At 44.9% G+C, this 17,815-nt stretch carries 7 protein-coding genes; 1 reads left to right on the top strand and 6 read right to left on the bottom strand.

The window, feature by feature from the left end; all coding sequences use genetic code 11:
• Nucleotides 1-6: 6 nt before the first annotated feature.
• From L990_RS06680 to L990_RS06655, 6 genes are all read right to left on the bottom strand, one after another.
• The gene (locus L990_RS06680; protein ID WP_047446768.1) at nucleotides 7-822 is read right to left on the bottom strand and encodes a family 16 glycosylhydrolase; all 816 of its coding nucleotides are present in this window, start codon (nucleotides 820-822) and stop codon (nucleotides 7-9) included.
• A 36-nt stretch (nucleotides 823-858) separates the two neighbouring features.
• Complete coding sequence (locus tag L990_RS19165) at nucleotides 859-2,412, bottom strand: family 16 glycosylhydrolase (protein ID WP_052180806.1); 1,554 nt, start codon at nucleotides 2,410-2,412, stop codon at nucleotides 859-861.
• Between the two features lie 60 nt (nucleotides 2,413-2,472).
• Nucleotides 2,473-3,921 (bottom strand): PKD domain-containing protein, encoded by a 1,449-nt coding sequence (locus tag L990_RS06670; protein WP_047446766.1) that lies wholly within the window; start codon nucleotides 3,919-3,921, stop codon nucleotides 2,473-2,475.
• A 57-nt stretch (nucleotides 3,922-3,978) separates the two neighbouring features.
• Nucleotides 3,979-5,538: a RagB/SusD family nutrient uptake outer membrane protein gene (locus tag L990_RS06665; RefSeq protein ID WP_047446951.1), complete on the bottom strand. Its 1,560-nt coding sequence runs from the start codon at nucleotides 5,536-5,538 to the stop codon at nucleotides 3,979-3,981.
• Nucleotides 5,539-5,557: 19 nt separating this feature from the next.
• Nucleotides 5,558-8,734, bottom strand: a complete 3,177-nt coding sequence (locus L990_RS06660; protein WP_047446764.1) for a SusC/RagA family TonB-linked outer membrane protein — start codon at nucleotides 8,732-8,734, stop codon at nucleotides 5,558-5,560.
• Between the two features lie 660 nt (nucleotides 8,735-9,394).
• Nucleotides 9,395-12,310 (bottom strand): triple tyrosine motif-containing protein, encoded by a 2,916-nt coding sequence (locus L990_RS06655; protein ID WP_156121407.1) that lies wholly within the window; start codon nucleotides 12,308-12,310, stop codon nucleotides 9,395-9,397.
• Between the two features lie 383 nt (nucleotides 12,311-12,693).
• Here L990_RS06655 and L990_RS06650 point away from each other — a divergent pair.
• Nucleotides 12,694-17,815 (top strand): PKD domain-containing protein (locus tag L990_RS06650; RefSeq protein WP_047446760.1); only part of this gene is annotated, 5,122 nt, incomplete at its 3' end.

Below are 17,815 nucleotides of genomic sequence, written 5' to 3'. Positions count from 1 at the left end.
TTCCTTTTATAAGGGCTGATAAACCCTTACGTAATCAACTTCTAAAACTTTCGGAAACGAAGAATTATCTACTTCACCGCCCCAATTACCACCAATTGCCAAGTTTAAAATAACAAAGCAAGGTGCACTAAAAGGCCATTTATCAATACTGTATTCATCGGGTTGATAGCTGAAAAATTTTGAGCCATCAATAAAAAAATCAACCTTTTTAGGAGTCCACTCTACGGCATAGAGGTGAAATTTACCAGCAACATTATCAACCACCGTTTTGGTCGTTTTTTGAGTGCCTGCAGGATGGTTGTACGCCTTGGTATGAATAGAACCATGAACCACGTTCATATCAAATCCAACATGCTCCATAATATCTATCTCACCGCAGGCTGGCCAAGGTACCGAACCAATATTCGATCCGAGCATCCAGATTGCAGGCCAAGTCCCTTTACCGGCAGGAAGCTTCGCATAAACCTCAACTCTTCCGTAGGTAAAGTCTTTCTTGCCCTTGGTAATCAACCTTGCCGAGGTGTAATCTTTATTCTTATAGGCTTCCTTAAGGGCTGTAATATAAAGTTTCCCGTTTTTCACCTCTACGTTCTTTTTACGCTTAGTGTAAAACTGAAACTCATTATTTCCCCAACCATGACCGCCCTCTTCTGCAGTCCAAATTGCAGAGTTGGGACTCCCTGATTTATCAAACTCATCGGCCCAAAGTAGCTTGTAGCCCGTTTTATCAGGAGTCTTCTCTTTTGCAGATATGGGGCTTCCGGAATCCAACACTCCCCCTATAAGCAATATCGTTGCTGCTATACAAACAAGTCGTTTCATAATTAAGATTTTAAAATCTGTGAGCTTATCCTCTGGCTAATCACCATAATACCTCACCCAATCAATGTCGTACCTCATGTTATCAAGCGACTTGTCAATTCCTTTAGCACCGCCCCAGTCTCCTCCAAATGCTAGATTTAGAAGTACAAAAAATGGCTTGTCGTATGGCCAGCTATTTTCAGACTTTTGAGAGGGAGCCGTAAGGCTATAGTAGGGTTTTGTATAATCATCTACATAAAAAGAGATCTTGTCGGGCTGCCATATAACGCCGTAGACATGCCACTCACCCTCATCATTATTGGCTGCAAGCTGGAATCTACCATTCTTCGCATTCCCACCACTGAAATCCTGAGCATGCAGAGAACCTTGCACCCACGTTGGATCATAACCGACATATTCCATTATGTCTATTTCTCCACATTTAGGCCAAGATGTTCCGGAGCCAATACCTTCTCCCAACATCCAGAATGCAGGCCAGGTTCCCTTCCCTTTCGGAAGACGAAGACGAGCCTCCAACCGTCCGTAGGTAAAGCCCTTTTTCCCATAGGTATTTAAACGAGCAGATGTATAGCTACCGTACGCCCCATCGTCATTTATCTTTTTACAGATAATCGAAAGCACCCCGTTGGCAACAGTGTAGTTACCTGAGGTGGTGTAGGTTTGCAGCTCATTATTCACATGGATATTGGTCTCGACACTCCAGTCCGAGGTATTCAATGTTGTACCATTAAAATCATCCGACCAAGCCAAAGGCAGCTTCGCAGCATAGTCGGGATCGCTATCCGAAATCGTCACGCTTTTTTCTGACGAAAAGGAGTAGCTTCCGCTTGTAGCCGTTAGCACCACCTTGTAGGTTCCTTTAAAGGGGAAATAAGCTTCAACCTCTGGCTTATCCGGTACCGTTTTTCCTTTAATTAGCCACTTTATTCCGGTGTAGCTTCCAGATATGGAAGAACGAAACTTAAACTTATAGGGGTCTCCAGGTACGGGTTCTGCAATAATGGAAAGATCCATCACATTTTTTTGGATTGTAATGCTTTTCTCCAAATCGAATTGAATATTATTTGACCATACCGAAAGTTTCACCTTATAGGTACCAGCCTGCGGATAGAAAGCAGACGGCGTCAGTACATCAGCCGCAGTTACTCCATTTCCAAAATCCCATAAAAGCCTATCATACTTGCCTACAACAGACGCCTTAAAATCGATAGTATTTGCACTTTGAGAGCTCGCTAAGCTGGTAAAATCAAAATCGAGCAGGTTCTTCTCAATGGTGATAATCTTTTCGCACTTAACCTCCTCTAGCCCCTTCCATACCGACAGGATTACCTTATAGGCACCTGCCTTTGCAAATAATCGGCTTACGGTTTGATTGCCCGTAACGCTTTCTCCCCCCTCAAATGTCCACTTGATCAGATCGTATGATCCAGCAACCTTAGCGGTAAAACTAATTTTATTGGGAGTTGCATTATCAGCAGCATATGTAAAATCTACCGTAACAGCCTCAACTCCATCCGCACTCTTTTTGCAAGATGGAATCAGAGCCAGCACAGCAGCAACCAAGCACACAATGATAAATGAATGTCGCATATTTTTTTGCCCATGTTGGAAAGCAAACCCCAGCCTAAAGGCTAGGATTTGCTCTTAAATCTATTTGCTGAATTGGAAATCATCGAAGAAGAATATACCCGCACCGGAATGTCCTTCACCTCCAAATTGAATGACAATCTTGTCGTAAGTTTTATTTGTACTTACAGTGCTAAAGTCAAACTCCAACTCAATCCACTTGTCGGTAGGTAGATTGCCCTTTACAATCTCAGTTTGTGTTTGCCAAGCGTTTCCACCCAACTCGCTATTCTGCAGCTTTACGGCAACCTGTGCACGAAGCTTCTTGTTCGTAATCCAGGTACCATCCACCTTGTTGTCCGTAACATAGTCGTTATATGAAGGAATAAAGACCTTTAGCTTAATCTTATTTTGGTTGGTAAGATCGAACTTATAGCCACTAGCCGCATAGGATATATTCCCGTAAAAATCGGAACTCCTTTCATATAGGTAAACCTTCGAAGAGGGGTTTCCTGCAATTGGCGCTGGGTTTGCATAAAAGGCGTTGGTTAGAAGGCCCATTTTTTCTGTAGCAAATGCTACTGCAGGTATCACCTTCTCGAAATTTTCCTTCAAAGGTTTTTCTCTTAATGGAATTATTGGCTTAACTCTCTTCTCTATAGGTATAAATCGGTAGTACCATGCGTTACCAGGCTCTACGGAGCTTACACATCTTATATACAGTTCATTTTCGGTAAGCTTCAAAATTTTATACTCCGAAGTACCAGCATAATGGCCCATAAAAGCGCCTCCACTCAGCTTTAGCGTCATGGTCGACTCGTTTAACGAGAATGTCAGATTTTTGCCAGGGGTGTATGCCACGTCAAAATCGCCAACACCACCAGGGTTTTCAACAAAATCTGCAGGAGGTAGCGCATTTTTTCCGGCACCATTGGTATAGACATAACCATTGTTTTTCCAAACCATCTTCAAACCATCCTGAATAAAGGTAAACTCCTGCGAGTAAAGGCTAGAGCCAGCCTTAACATCTGGGCCAGCCGACCACCACGTAGGACTCATTTCGGCTGCAGGTCCAATTCCAAAGTGCCCTGATATATACTGATCAAAAACCCACGTTTTGCCTTCAGGCTTAGTAGCGCCTCCTGTTAACGCCGTAAAGTTTGGCGTATTTAGCAACGAGTAGTCGTCAGCAGCAATAACCACCTGCTTAGTAATGGTAGCAGCAGCACCTCCCGTGGTATACAATGTCATTGTAATCGTATAAGTACCAGCATAGGGGTAGCTACCTGTCACCTCCTGACCTTTGGGCGCAGAACCATCGCCTAAGCTCCAAACTGCAACACCTGGAGCTTTTGAGGTATTCTTAAATTCTACAACATTAGGCTTTGTCGCATTGGGAGTTGCCGAGAATGACAACTCGCTTGAATTTGGAAGTGACCCCAGAGAATATCCTGAGTCTTCCTGTGGGTCACAAGCCACCATTGCCACGATTGACAGTAGCGCGAGCATCCCTATCTTAAGAATGTTTTTCATTCGAAATTCGTTTTAAATTATTTAAGGCAAAGACCAACAATACAGCCTTTACACTTTCTAATACTTGCTGTACTGCTTTAATTCAAACTCGCCGGTACCCTTTGTTTTATCAATCTCAGACTGAGGAATTGGCAAATACTTTTTGCCTTCGGTCCAAACTCTGGTACTTAGCGGTGTCGATTCGGTAAGAACGGTAGCAGCGTCGCCCCAGCGAACAAGATCCCAGTATCGAATACCTTCACCAATAAATTCGCGTCGACGCTCAAGCTTGATATTTTGAGAAGTGGCAGGAATTGAATTCTCAACTCCAAACGCGCGCTTTCTGATCTGGTCTAAGCACCACTGTGCGCTAATGCCTCCTACCTCGGTTTGCCCATTCATGGCAACCATTTCTGCATAGTTCAGCAGCGTTTCTGCATAACGGAAAATACGTAGGTTGTTGCAGAAGTTTAGGTCTTTATCGCCAATAGGATTGTAGCCTGCACGAGCAGCATACTTAGCCATAAAATAGCCGGTATTTTGGAAACGAGGGGTGTATCCCTTTTCGAAGAAGTTGATAGATCCCTCACGACGGGTATCGCCATCCTCAAAAATATTCCAAGTAGCCTCTCTTACTGGACCAAAACCCCAGCCTCCTTGAAATTTACCAACCTCATCATCCTTAGCTGCTGGCAATCCGTTTGGAGAGATAAACGCAGGCAGATTTGTTCCGTAACCTTGCCATCCGCTCGACCAAGTTTTACCTTCAGGTAGCTGGTTGCTCTCAAAAATATTCTCCTTACAGAACTCGTAGTTGTTTTTCCACATCGCGGCAAAAGGAGAATCGATTTCGTCTTTTACTACGTTTGTAGCATCAATTAGCGCATACTTGCCGCTGGTTATAATCTCGGCCATATCATTGGTAACCTCAGCATAGCGATTTACATCCTTTTGGTACATCACCACACGCGCCTTAAGCATCAATACTGCGGCCTTATTTACACGGCCCAACTCGGCACCCGACACCGACATAGGTAGTTTATCACCTTGAGCTGCAAAATCAATATCCTCCATAATCTCCTTGTAGATATCGTCTGGATTTGTTTTCTGCTTCGCTAGATATGGAAAAGCGAGTGGCGCCTCAAAGTAGGGTATGTAGCCCCAGAACTTCCAAAGCAGGCTAACATAGTAGGCACGAAGGAAATGTGCTTCTGCCTTATACCTTTCAAGCCTTGCAGCAGGAACATCGACAGCCTTATCGCAGGCAATAAGCGCATTGTTACAACGTGCCAATCCTGTAAAGTAAATGCTCCAAAGTCCTGATGGCTGCTCTTGTGGGGTTGCCGTAAACTGAGATAGAAGATACAGCTGATGCTGATCGCCGGCATCTCCACCTCCCTTATATATATCGTCAGACTGAAGATCTGACATCAGTACGATACTGTTATAGTTGTTGTTGGCATAGCTATCTAGTAGCAATACCTGGTAGCACGACGCCAAATTGGCCTGAATAGCACCTTCTGTGGCAGGCTTTCCAACCTCCTGCCTATCCGTTGGGTGAGAGGTTAAGAAGTCATCGCTGCAAGACGAGAATACCGCTGCAACCATGAGCAATACGATAAAACTATATTTCTTCATAATTTTTCCTGATTTCGAGTTAGAAAGTGATGTTTGCTCCAACAGAGACGGTTCTCGATTGTGGATAAATCCCGCGATCTATACCAATAGTAGTGTATCCACCCGAAGCTACCTCTGGGTCAAAGCCGTCGTAACCAGTAATGGTTATTAGGTTCTCTGCCGATACAAATAGTCTTAAACGTTGTATGGATGCTTTCTTTGTTAGATGCAATGGAAGCGTATACCCCAGCTGAGACGATTTTAAGCGTAGGTACGATCCGTTTTTAATGTAAAGATCAGACGAGCGCCAGTTTCCATTAGGGTTCTTATTGGTCATGCGTGGAAGTGAATTCGAGGTTCCTTCTCCAATCCAGCGATCCAAAATCCAAGATGGACGGTTCATAGCAGGTATATCGCCACGCTGCGAGAAGTCGAAAATGTCATTACCTAGAGTACCTTGGAAAAATAGGCTAACATCAAAGCCCTTCCAATCGGCATTTACAGAGATACCGTAAGTCCAGTCTGGCATTCCCTTTCCAATCTTTGTCTTATCAGCATCGGTAATCTTACCATCCTTATTCAAATCGCGGAAAAGGACATCGCCTGGCTGCGCCTTTTCGCCATACTTGGCGTTGTAGGCATCGGCCTGTGCCTTGGTTTGTGCTACTCCATCAGTTTTAAACCCGTAGAAGAAGGGGAAAACCTCTCCGTTTTGTCCCTTCACGTACGAACCGACACCCGATGCTCCTGCATTTTCGTAGATCGTTTCGCCAGATGCATTCCCTAAATTGATAAGCTTATTCTTTAGGTAGGTGGCATTAGCGTTTACAGAGAAGTTAACATCGCCCACCTTTTTCTTATAGCCAAGCTCAAACTCAAGACCCCAGTTTTCCATATCACCAACATTGCTCATTGGTGCAGAAATACCTACGTAATCAGGAATAGGAAGGTTCATCAGCATCCCGTTGGTTTTCTTCTTAAAGTAGTCGAAACCGAAGCTTACGGAGTTATTGAAAAATCTAGAATCGAACCCTAAGTCTATCTGCTCCGACTCTTCCCACTTAATATTTGGATTTGCAATGTAACCTGGCGAGTTGCCATACTGCATTTGCCCGCTCTTCTCTCCTACCTTCTTCAAGTCAGAACCTAACAGGTAAGAACCTCCGAAGTAGTAGTTTTGACCTCCATTCATTAACGATGTATAGAGGAATCCTCCAATACGCTCGTTTCCGTTCTTACCCCAACCAGCACGTAGCTTCATTTGGTTAAACCACAAAGGCCTGTTTTTCATAAACTCTTCGTTGGTCAAATTCCAACCCAAAGAGAAGGCGGGGAATACGGCCCACTTATGGCTAGGACCAAAATTCGAGGAGCCATCCCTACGTACCGTTCCTTGGAAGATGTAACGCTCGCTATAGTTGTAGTCAACCCTACCGAAGTACGATGCCAACGAGGTGTTGTCGTATCCACCGGTTCCTCCCCATAAGTTCGAGAGCTTCTGATCGGCAATTGCATAGTTAATAACAGCCTTATTAGGGTCATTTTCGAGTAGATCCCTGAAGTTTCCTCCCACATTCTTGTAGGTGTACTTCTGTGCCGACTGACCTAATACCACTGTAAGATTATGCTTATCGAAAGACTTAGCGTAGGTCAATACGTTTTCCACCTGCCACTTGTAGCCTCTGTTCATTTCGCTTTGAACAGTGCTGTAGTCTTGGCTCTTACCCTGAGTTGCTAGGAAATAAGGTAACGTGTAGCTATCGTACCCCCAAAAAGCAAGATCGGCACCGTAGCTCGACTTAAATTTTAAGCCGTCCATAATATCAAGCTCTGCCCAAAAGTTGGCAACAATCTTATCATCGTTATTCAACCCGCTGTTAGGCTGATTTAGCATGGCAACTGGGTTGGCAATCTCCTGGAATCCTGATGGCGGAATAGAGAACACCCTACCATCCTTATCCTTTACGGCATAAGGATACGAGCTAAGAATCGTAGCTGCTGTTGCCTTATCGGCATAAACAGGTACAAGGGGCGAGAAGGTAAGCGCACTACCTAGTATCGACCCGTACTCCGAGTTGGTCTCAACTCCCGTCGATTTGCTACGCGAGTAGCCAATATTGCTACCTGCTTTTAGCTTGTTCAAAAAGCTGCGGCTGTTATCCTCAAATAGGTTGTAGTTACCATTTACGCGAATGCTGTAGCGCTCGTAGTTCGACTTGTTGTGGTTTCCACCAACGATACCTTCCTGGTCAAAGTAGCCAAACGAAAGGAAGTAGGTTCCCTTATCGGTACCACCCGACAAGCTTACCTGATGGCTTTGTACTGGAGCATCAAAGTTGAAGGTCTCCTTCTGCCAATCGGTACCCTTGCCTGCTGCTTTTATCTCGGCTTGGGTATAACGAGGCTTCTCTCCGTCATTAATTTGCGCCTCGTTCATAATCGTCATGTACTCCGTTGCATTCAGTACCGACTTCTTCTTCCACGGATTTTGCCATCCGTAGCTTACGTCATAGTTCACGGTCGATTTACCCTTCTGCCCATTCTTGGTGGTAATAAGAATTACCCCGTTGGCAGCACGTGCCCCGTAAATGGCCGACGAAGCGGCATCCTTTAGCACTTCTACCGACTGAATATCGGTTGGATTAAGGTAGTTTATACCTCCATCAACCCCCATTCCATCAACAATGTATAGCGGTTCACTATTATTTATAGTCCCAATTCCACGAATACGCACCTTAGAGTCTGCACCAGGTTGTCCCGAACTTTGTGTTATTTGCACCCCCGAAACTTTCCCTTTAAGCGCATCCTCCACGCGAGAAGGCTTTGTGGTATTCAGCTGCTCGGCTGATACCTTGCTTATAGCAGCCGTTACAACGCTCTTCTTTTGAACACCGTAACCAACAACAACTACCTCGTCTATCTTTTGCGACGTCTCCTTTAGCTGTACGTTAACTACAGATTCCGATACGACAACCTTCAGCTGGTCGTACCCAACTGACGAAAACACCAATGTCTCCCCCCTTTTTGCTTCTATAGCGAACATTCCATCAATGTTCGTTGCCGCACCTCGTGTTGTGCCCATTACGGAAATGGACACCCCGGGGAGGGGCTGCCCGTCCGTTGCCGAAAGTACCTTGCCCGTTACCTTCCCCTGCGAAAACGATTGCAGGCAAAAAGCAAGAACAAGCCAAATCGATAAGATTACTGCTCTTTTCATTCGATAAAGTTTTAAGTTGGTTTAGTCTAAAGACTCGGCACGAAGGTATGTTAACAAATGCTGATTGAGTTAAAATATGTTACTTCAAAAACACATCATACGCCCAATTTCGCTACATCATAAATACATCATCACAGCTGCTACAAATCTGACTAACAAGTATATTAAAACAAAAATAAATACCTCAACACATCGTTAACAAGGAAAGCCGTAATGGCCCTCCTATTTGAAGTAAAACCGCTCCATTTTGGCCTCATTTGGGGACATTAATACTTTTCCAATTCCAAAAAGCACCACTTTTATCCTCTGTTTGTATAAAAAACAGGGTATAAAAAGGACACGAGTAGCCTTTCATTCTTCCTTTGGCCCATTAAAAACTTCGCTAGCAAAACAAGCGCTATCGCTAAAGATTAATCCTGCATTCCACAATTAAATAAATCTTATAAAAGGAGTCTAAGGGAAATATTCCAGCCAGAATAAAGGAGGCACATCACCATCCCAATCTGCCCATTGCCCATATAGGCTACAATTCTAACCAAGAACACCAAAAGCCACCTCGTTTGATAAAAAGATAGCCATCGCTTATGTAAACGACAGCTATACCTTTTATTTCCGCTTTGGCATGCAAAATCTTAGCGCAGCATATACTACACCCTTCTGCTAAATCTCCATCAAAATTTCTGACAGCCCTTCATTGCGCTCTAAATTCATCTTTTTCCGAACTCGGTAGCGGCTAATCTCCACCCCACGTGGCGAGATATTCATCAGGTTGGCAATCTCCTTGCTCGATAGGTTCATCTTTAAGTACACGCACAACCGCAGCTCTCGGGATGTCAAATCGGGGAAACGATCCTTTAGTCGCCGAATAAACTCCTCATGCACCTGCTCAAAGTGCAGCTCAAAGGTTTTCCATTCCGACTTATTATCGGCATCCTTAGCCATCTTCTTTATGATGTCGGCTGCCTTTTCCTTTATCGTCCTATCCGAAGTTGCCCCCTGCAGCTTGCGAAGTTCAGCCTTCATCTTGCTTATCAGCTCATTCTTTTGTATCACGTGCATGGTCGATAGGGTCAGCTCGCGCTCCTTACGCCTCATTACATCCTGCAGGTTCTCGTTCTTTATACGAATCATCTCATTCTCGGCCTGCAGCGCCTCCTTTACCAGCTGCGCTTCCCGTGCCTTAAACTGCTCGCGCTGCTGGTACTCACCCTTCTTTCTCGATTTTTCAATATTCCTATCGTACAACCGCTTTAACCTTACCGACAATCCTATAAAGATTACAAAGTAAATAAGGTAGGCAATGGCCGATCGATGCCAAGGAGGAGATATTTTTATTGTCTTAGAGACTATCGGGCTAACCTCACCACCATAGCTCTTCGCCCTAACGGATATCGTGTAGGTTCCCTCGCTTAGGTTGGTATACTCCTTATGGTTATTCTCCGACCACGGCGACCAATCCTTATCAAACCCATCTAGCTTAAAGGAGTAAAGGCTCGCACCGCTATTCTTAAAGGGAGCCGACGCCGATATCATAATGGGAGATTTGCCCTGCTTAAACACTGGGTCTACGCTATCAACCATACTTAGCGAGTAGTGCGCATCCCCCTTTGTAATATCCTTAATAAATACCTTATAGGGCGAATTATCGGGCCTGCTAATAGCAGGATCGTAAATAGCCATTCCCTCCTCGCTTCCTATAAGGGTCATCCCGTTAGGTAAGGAGTAGAAATGCTCGAACGTAATTATATTCCGCCGGGTTAGCGGATAAAATGGCGTTGCGATTGTTGTGTAGCTCCTATCTTCCTGCAACCTCAGCACGGAGGTCTTATCGCCCTGCACGCACCAGATATTCCCCTTCTCGTCCTGCTTCAAATACGAAATCCAACGGTTGCTTCTTATAGTTTTGTTCAACTCCTGGTTGCGATAAAAAGTCTTGGTCTGAGGATTAAAGCTGTATACCCCATTTTCGGTAGTAAACACAAGCCGTCCGCCAATCTTCGCAACCATATTATTCTTATCCGATGGTAACCCGCTATGCTTTCCAAAAAATTCGATCGACTTATACCCCGTATAATCGCCATTTACCCTAAGCCTATAGATACCCTTATACCCGTGGCTTACCCAGTAATCGCCATCACTATCCTGCTCAACAAACCGCGACGACTCGTTAAAGCCCTTTAGCGCATTAACGAAAGCCCAGCTGCTGCCTCTTTTTTCAATCAAGGCCAGCCCTGTATAGTTGGCTACAATAACCTTGTTGGGATTATCCTTTATCGGCAGAAAGAGCCAACCTCCCCGAATTCCACCGATACTGGTTAGGCTGCTGCCCGATACCGTATACACGCCATTATTATGCCCACAAAATAGGGTTCCGCCAATAACTGTTAGGTTCCAAACCTGCCCCTCCGATCCGGGTATCAGCTTAAAATCGCTATCATTTTTCATGGGATCAAGGAATCTGCTCCAATCAATTTGAAAAAGCCCGGAGTTGGTACCTATGTACAGCTTACCATTCCAAAGCGCAGTTGCATATACCGATTCTATCTTAAACGAGTTTCCTATGTAGGATAGCGAGGTGTTTAGCTCTAGCTTGGCCAAGCCGTTATTCAGCCCCAACCAGATGTTGTTCTCCAAATCGGTACCCACACAAATTACGTTGTTGTTGTTTAATCCCTTATCCTGATTTACCTCCAGCACCATCTTCCCCTTGGCATCTATTATATACAGGCCATTTAGGATGGTTCCAAAAATATGGTACCCGTTTACCTTCGCCTCGGTATTTATCTGATACTTTTTTAGAAGCGAAGAGATCGGAATATCCCAGCTGGTAATCCTAGCTCCATCATAAATAAAAAGCCCCTTATCGATGGTCGAAATAAGTACCCGCCCCTTATCCAGCTCCGATACACCCGAAAGCTGCTTGGTTACCACCTTGCGCTCGGGGTCGATAGATACTAATGCCCCCCGCCTGTAAATCAAAAGCCCCTTTACCGCATCGTTCACAAAGAGTGTCCGATTAGCAATGTAGGCAAAATCGAAGCGAGCGGGCGCCTTCATGATTTTTATATGATTCTTACTATAGGTAAAGATTGCCTCGTTCGACTGAAAGTAAACGACACCGTCTAGCTCATGAATCTTCCAAATCTCCCCAAACCGAAAGACTCTTTTTACCCCTTTCGAAAGGGTGGTGTAAACCAAAACCCCATTCTCGTTAGGCGAGTAGTAGCCAAATTCGTTGTATCCCCCAACATAAATGCGCCCCTGGTGGTACAAGGCGGCCCTATTCACAACCCCCAAATCCTTATACACCTTCCAGTCGCTGCCATCAAACTCCAGCAGCCCATCGTTGTTGGCAACGTACACAAACCCATTGGGCGCGTGGGTAATCATCCAATTCTGAGGACCGGCTTTATACGTAAACTTGTTGTAGTTTACAATTTTCGGGATACCAGCTATCGACCGTTGCGAATACGCATCAACGGTGTACAGCAATCCCAGTAGTAGAAAAATAAGTAATTGTCGCCTCTTCATTTTAGAAATCCAAAAGACACCACCTTGAATAACAAGGCTAGCCACCGGTTAACACTCTTTACGATCAAAAGATGTGAATGTATACTTATTTACATAAAAAACCAAAAATAAACTAAACCGCATACCCTTTTTTTGAAGGCATAAAAACGGCCGCTTCTTACCGAAATAATAATCTATCGAAGTTGGAAATAGAGAGTACACCCGAGCACATCTTCGTTGACTACAAGAATAGGGTTCTTCCCCTCAAATAAGTTTGACGATAGGCATTTATACCTACCAATATATGAACAAGAATACCTGTAGTTTCAATAGGCATATACACTCTTTCCTGCCATTTTACCTTTATTCATCTTGGCAGGTGATTTAATTAGTTGTCATTTCGCTAATTGACATACAAATATTTTAATAATCGACTCTTTTATCGTACTATGCTTAAGAACTATGCTCGGTTTTTGCTGATTGTGCTGATTGTCCTAATGGGAGAACAACTTTATGCGCAAAACTGCACCATTAATGCCGGTACACCTCAAACTATTTGCGAGAATGCTACGCTAACTTTGGTAGGAACCAGAGGAGGGTCTAGCACAGCTCCAACGCTATGGACACAGGTTGAGGGACCATCGGCAACTATTACGAGTCCATCGACCCTAACCACAACGGTTACCAACTTAGTGGGAGGTAACACCTACAAGTTTAGGTTGGCAACCACCTGCTCCGATGGGTCACTAATCAGCGATGAAGTTGCCATTACCGTAAGGGCAATAACAAAAGCCAATGCGGGTGCCGATGTAACTGCTTGTCCGGGGACAAATGTTATAACTCTTGTAGGAACTTCCCTTGCGGCAGGAGAAACCCCAGCTTGGACAGTTCAGGGAACCAATAATGGAGTTACCATAATAAATGGTGCAGCCCCTAGCACAGGGATATCGCTTAATGGTGCCAACAGCGGAGCGACCACTGTTCGATACACCATTACGAGTGCGCAAGGCTGCTCCTCATTCGACGATGTTGTGGTAACCAACAGAGGTGGCGTTAGCGCTGTTTCTGCGGGTGCAGATGTAAACCTCGATGGATGCTACAGCGGATCACGTAACATTGCCAACCTATCAGGCTCTTTCGGAGGTGGTGGAGCTGCTTTAAATCAGCAAGGTACTTGGCTTGTTGTGAGTGGACCAAACCTTCCTACTTTTAGTAATAAGAATCAGAACAATTCTGGGTTATCGAACCTGATTGCAGGAACATATATCCTTAGATGGACGGTTGCTGGGGCTTGCGTTAACGGTAGCGATGAGACACAGATTACCGTAGCTGCTGCAAAAGGTGCTGTAACTCCAGCATCTATTACCGCTACTGGAGCTCCATTTTGCGATGGAAGAACATCTACGCTTCTGGTAGGTTCTAATCCGATTTATGCCAACGAGGTGGTAGCGTGGAATAGAACTGCAGGTTCAGCCACTCTCTCTACCCCAAACAATCTTACCACCAACACTATATCTGGCTTAACCAGCTCAAATACAAGCGTAACTTACCAGATTCGAAATACTGTTACAGGCTGCTCTAGCACCTCATCGACAGTAACCTTATCTACATCAACTGCACCTTCTATTACAATCACCACTCCTTCTCCTTACAGAGTTAGCTGTGGTACCTCATCGGCAGTGGTTGCATTTACGGCTACTGGAAGTATTAGTGCTCGCGAGTACTCCGTAATAAGCGGACCAGCTCCAGGAACTTACCCTAGCACATGGAAAACTATTACTTCTGGTACTACAAACGTGCTATCAGGCTTTACGAGCCCAGGCACCTACTTGGTAAGGTTAAGAGCAGTGCCATCTGGGAATGCTTGTGCAACTGCTTTTGCTGATATAACTATTATAGTATCGGGTAATGCGTCATTATCCAATGCCGGAACAGATCAAACCTTAGCCTGTAACGTGTTTAACACCCAGCTTGCAGGTAACTCTATTACAAATGGAGTGGGTAGCTGGACTCAGATTGCGGGCCCGAATAGTGCTACAATCGACAATCCTTCGGCTTACAATGCAAACATAACCAATCTAGTTGCTGGGAAATACACATTTAAATGGTATGTATCCAATGGAACAACTTGCCCTTCGAGCGAAGATTTGGTTGATGTAATTGTCAGCGCTCCTTCACCAACTACTTCAGTGGTTGGTGCAAACACAAGCTCATGTGCAGGCTCTGTTGTTTACCTAGAGGGTAATACACCTGTTCGCAATGAAGTGGGAACATGGACTGTATCTCCTAGTGCGGGGGTGGTAATTTCGGATATTCATAATCCGGTTGCAGCAGTAACCAACCTGCTTAATAATACTAACTACACTTTCACTTGGACAATCAGCAATGCTTGCGGTACTAGTGCTAGCTCGTACGCTATTGCTACATCATCAACTGCTGGGGCTTCTATTGCTAGTGCAGGTTCCGATCAGTGTTTAGCAGCAGGTACAACATCGGCAACGCTGGCGGGCAATAATCCAACTTCAGGAACAGGAACATGGAGCCAGATTAGCGGTCCTAATGCTGCTACAATTACAAATAGCTCATTATACAATTCGGGTGTAACAGGCCTGCTATCTGGAACATATAAGTTTGAATGGAAGATTGCAAAGGCTGGATGTACAGCAACCAAAGATACCGTTGTTATTTCTGTAGGTAATCCAACCGCTGCAAATGCTGGTGCCGATAACTTTTCGCTTTGTGGTACAAGCGTTACGCTTGCTGGTAACAACCCCGCTCTTGGGTCGGGTATGTGGACTCAGGTTTCCGGTGTTACGCAAGCTTCATTTGCCGATCCAATGGTATATAATACCACCGCTTCTGGTCTTTCTTCTGGTAGGTATACCTTTAGGTGGACGGTGTCTAATGGTGCCTGTACTTCGTCTTCAGATGACGTTGTAATAATTACATCAACTCCTCCTTCGGCCGCAGCCGCTGGCTCCGACTTTTCGGTTTGTAATGCCAGCAATGCGACTTTGGATGCTTCGGTTCCTACTACTGGATCGGGTGTTTGGTCGATTGTGTCTGGTCCCAATACGCCAACTTTCGGAAACGTAGCTTCTCCTACTTCATCGATTACAGGATTGGCAAGTGGAGTCTATACCTTGAGATGGAAAGTTTCTGCTGGCGAAACCTGTCCTTCAACCTCAGATGATGTTGTGGTAACGGTGCTTCCTGCAGCAGTTGTTACAAATCCTACCGAGAGCTTCTGCTCTATCGATAATGCCAACCTTGTGGGTAATATGGTTATTGGAGCTTCGGGCGTTACCTATACATGGACAAACGTTTCGGGTCCTAATACTCCTACTATTACCAACCAAAATGCGGCTGGAAATATTGCAAAGGCTACAGGTCTTATACCTGGCACTTACACTTTTCAGTATGCAATTAATGCTGGTACCTGTAGTGTCTCCGCAACAAAGACCGTAACGATAGACCAAATGCCTTCGTTGGCTGATGCTGGTACGCTCGATAAGTCGTTTTGTGCCGCAAATAGCGTTGTTATGAATGCTAACACTCCTGCCTCTGGAACGGGTACATGGAGTGCACTTACGTTCCCGACTGGAGCTACAATTAACTATACTCCTAATAATAGTGCTCCGAATGCTACAATTTCTCTGAATAAAACAGGAACTTACGTATTCACGTGGAAGGTTGTTTCTGGTACCTGTACCAACCAGCAGAATGTTACGGTGCAAAATGATCCTGCACCGTCGATTGCTAATGCAGGTTTAGATCAAACAAACGTTTGTGGAACTTCGACATTACTTGCTGCGAATGCTCCTACGGCTGGAGTTGGTACTTGGTCGGTCATCTCTGGTCCTTCTACCCCTACATTCGACTCTCAGATGCTTAACAACGCGTTGGTAAGCAACATGATTCCTGGCGATTATACGCTGCGATGGACTATTTCTAGTGGTGCTATCTGTACTGCTAAAACCGATGATGTAAAGCTTACCATAAAAGATCTTCCTACTACAGCTAACGCTGGTGCTGATCAATCGCTATGCAATATATATACTACCCAGCTGCAGGCAAATACGCTTTCAGGTGGCACTACTGGCATGTGGACAAAGCAAAGTGGTCCAGCCTCTATCTCGTTTGATGATCCAACAAACCCTACTGCCACTATTTCTAGCTTAACTCAGGGCACATACGTGTTACGCTGGACTACAACTCTTGGTACTTGTACCTCTTTTGATGAGGTTACAATCAATGTGTACAATCCTCCTTCTACTGCGGTTGTTCCTGCCGATTTTAGCTACTGCCTATACGGTGCTAATCCTTCATTATCAGCAACACTCCCTGTTGATGGGAATGGTGCTTGGTCTAAAGTTAGCGGTGGTAACGTGCTTATTCTAAATCCTAACAGCAATACTACTTCGTTGGCGGGTATCTCTACTGCTGGCGATTATATATTCAAGTGGACTGTCTCAAACGGTTCCTGCCCTGTTTCTGAGGCTCAGGTAAAAATGACGGTTAAGCAGCCTGTTACTCCAGCAAATGCGGGTGTATCCCAATCGCTCTACAAAAAAACGGCTGCTGTTTTGGCGGCAAATACACCAACTAGCGGTGTTGGGATGTGGAGCATTGTTTCGAAACCTAGCGGAGCCCCCGATCCTTCATTCTCCGATCTGTCTAATCCTAACGCTACTATCACAGGACTACAACCTGGAGATTATGTTCTTCGCTGGACAATCGATAATGGTGGATGTAGCTCTTCGGATGATGTTGAAATCTACAATACGCTTGTTCCATCAGTATCCGTAAATGATGCTACTGCCACTGAAGGCAGCAACCTTACTTTTACGATTACACTTAGCAATGCTAGTGGAGTTGCTACTTCTGTTGGATATACAACTGCTGTTAATGCGGGTGCTGGTTATGCCGATAATTCCGACTTCACAGCCTCTGCTGGGACTGTAACCTTCTTACCGGGTGAAGTATCAAAGACAATTACCATTGCGACCAATGACGATAATATTTACGAAGGCACAGAAACGTTTGATCTAAACCTTTCTAGTCCAACAGAGCTTACCATCTCAGATAGTAAGGGGGTTGGCACAATTACCGACAACGAGGCTAAGCCAACCATAACCGTAACAACGGGCATTTCAGCTACCGAAGGACAGGAACTCGCGTTTAAGATACTTCTTAGTCACCCTTGCTCTTCGGCTATAACGGTAACACGCAAAACGCAAGATGGCACAGCAGCTACTGCTGATGGCGACTATACCGCCATTGCTAGCTCGGTTGTAACAATCCCTGCTGGCACAACATCGCTTGATGTGCCTGTTTACACTACGGTAGATGCTAAGTTCGAGCCTAATGAAACCGTTTCTTTGGTTCTATCGGCTCCATCTGGCAATGCTACTCTTGGGGCTCCTTCTACAGGTGTTGGTACTATTCTAAACGACGATGCGAAACCAAAGGTTTCTATCGACAATCAAACCATAGTAGAGGGTGGTTCATTAACATTTAATGTAACGCTAACCAACCCCAGCTCTCAAGCTATATCAGCAGCATATTCGG

Origin of the sequence: Alistipes sp. ZOR0009 (genome assembly GCF_000798815.1) — a bacterium.
Classification (GTDB): Bacteria; Bacteroidota; Bacteroidia; order Bacteroidales; family ZOR0009; genus Acetobacteroides.
Note: the sequence above shows the minus strand (reverse complement) of the source record. Positions and strands in the feature narration are given on the sequence as shown.

Excerpts from the sequence above, each read along its gene's own strand:
- L990_RS06670 (WP_047446766.1), bottom strand. The coding sequence starts at position 3,921 with ATGAAAAACATTCTTAAGATAGGGATGCTCGCGCTACTGTCAATCGTG.
- L990_RS19165 (WP_052180806.1), bottom strand. The coding sequence starts at position 2,412 with ATGCGACATTCATTTATCATTGTGTGCTTGGTTGCTGCTGTGCTGGCT.
- L990_RS06660 (WP_047446764.1), bottom strand. The coding sequence starts at position 8,734 with ATGAAAAGAGCAGTAATCTTATCGATTTGGCTTGTTCTTGCTTTTTGC.
- L990_RS06680 (WP_047446768.1), bottom strand. The coding sequence starts at position 822 with ATGAAACGACTTGTTTGTATAGCAGCAACGATATTGCTTATAGGGGGA.
- L990_RS06665 (WP_047446951.1), bottom strand. The coding sequence starts at position 5,538 with ATGAAGAAATATAGTTTTATCGTATTGCTCATGGTTGCAGCGGTATTC.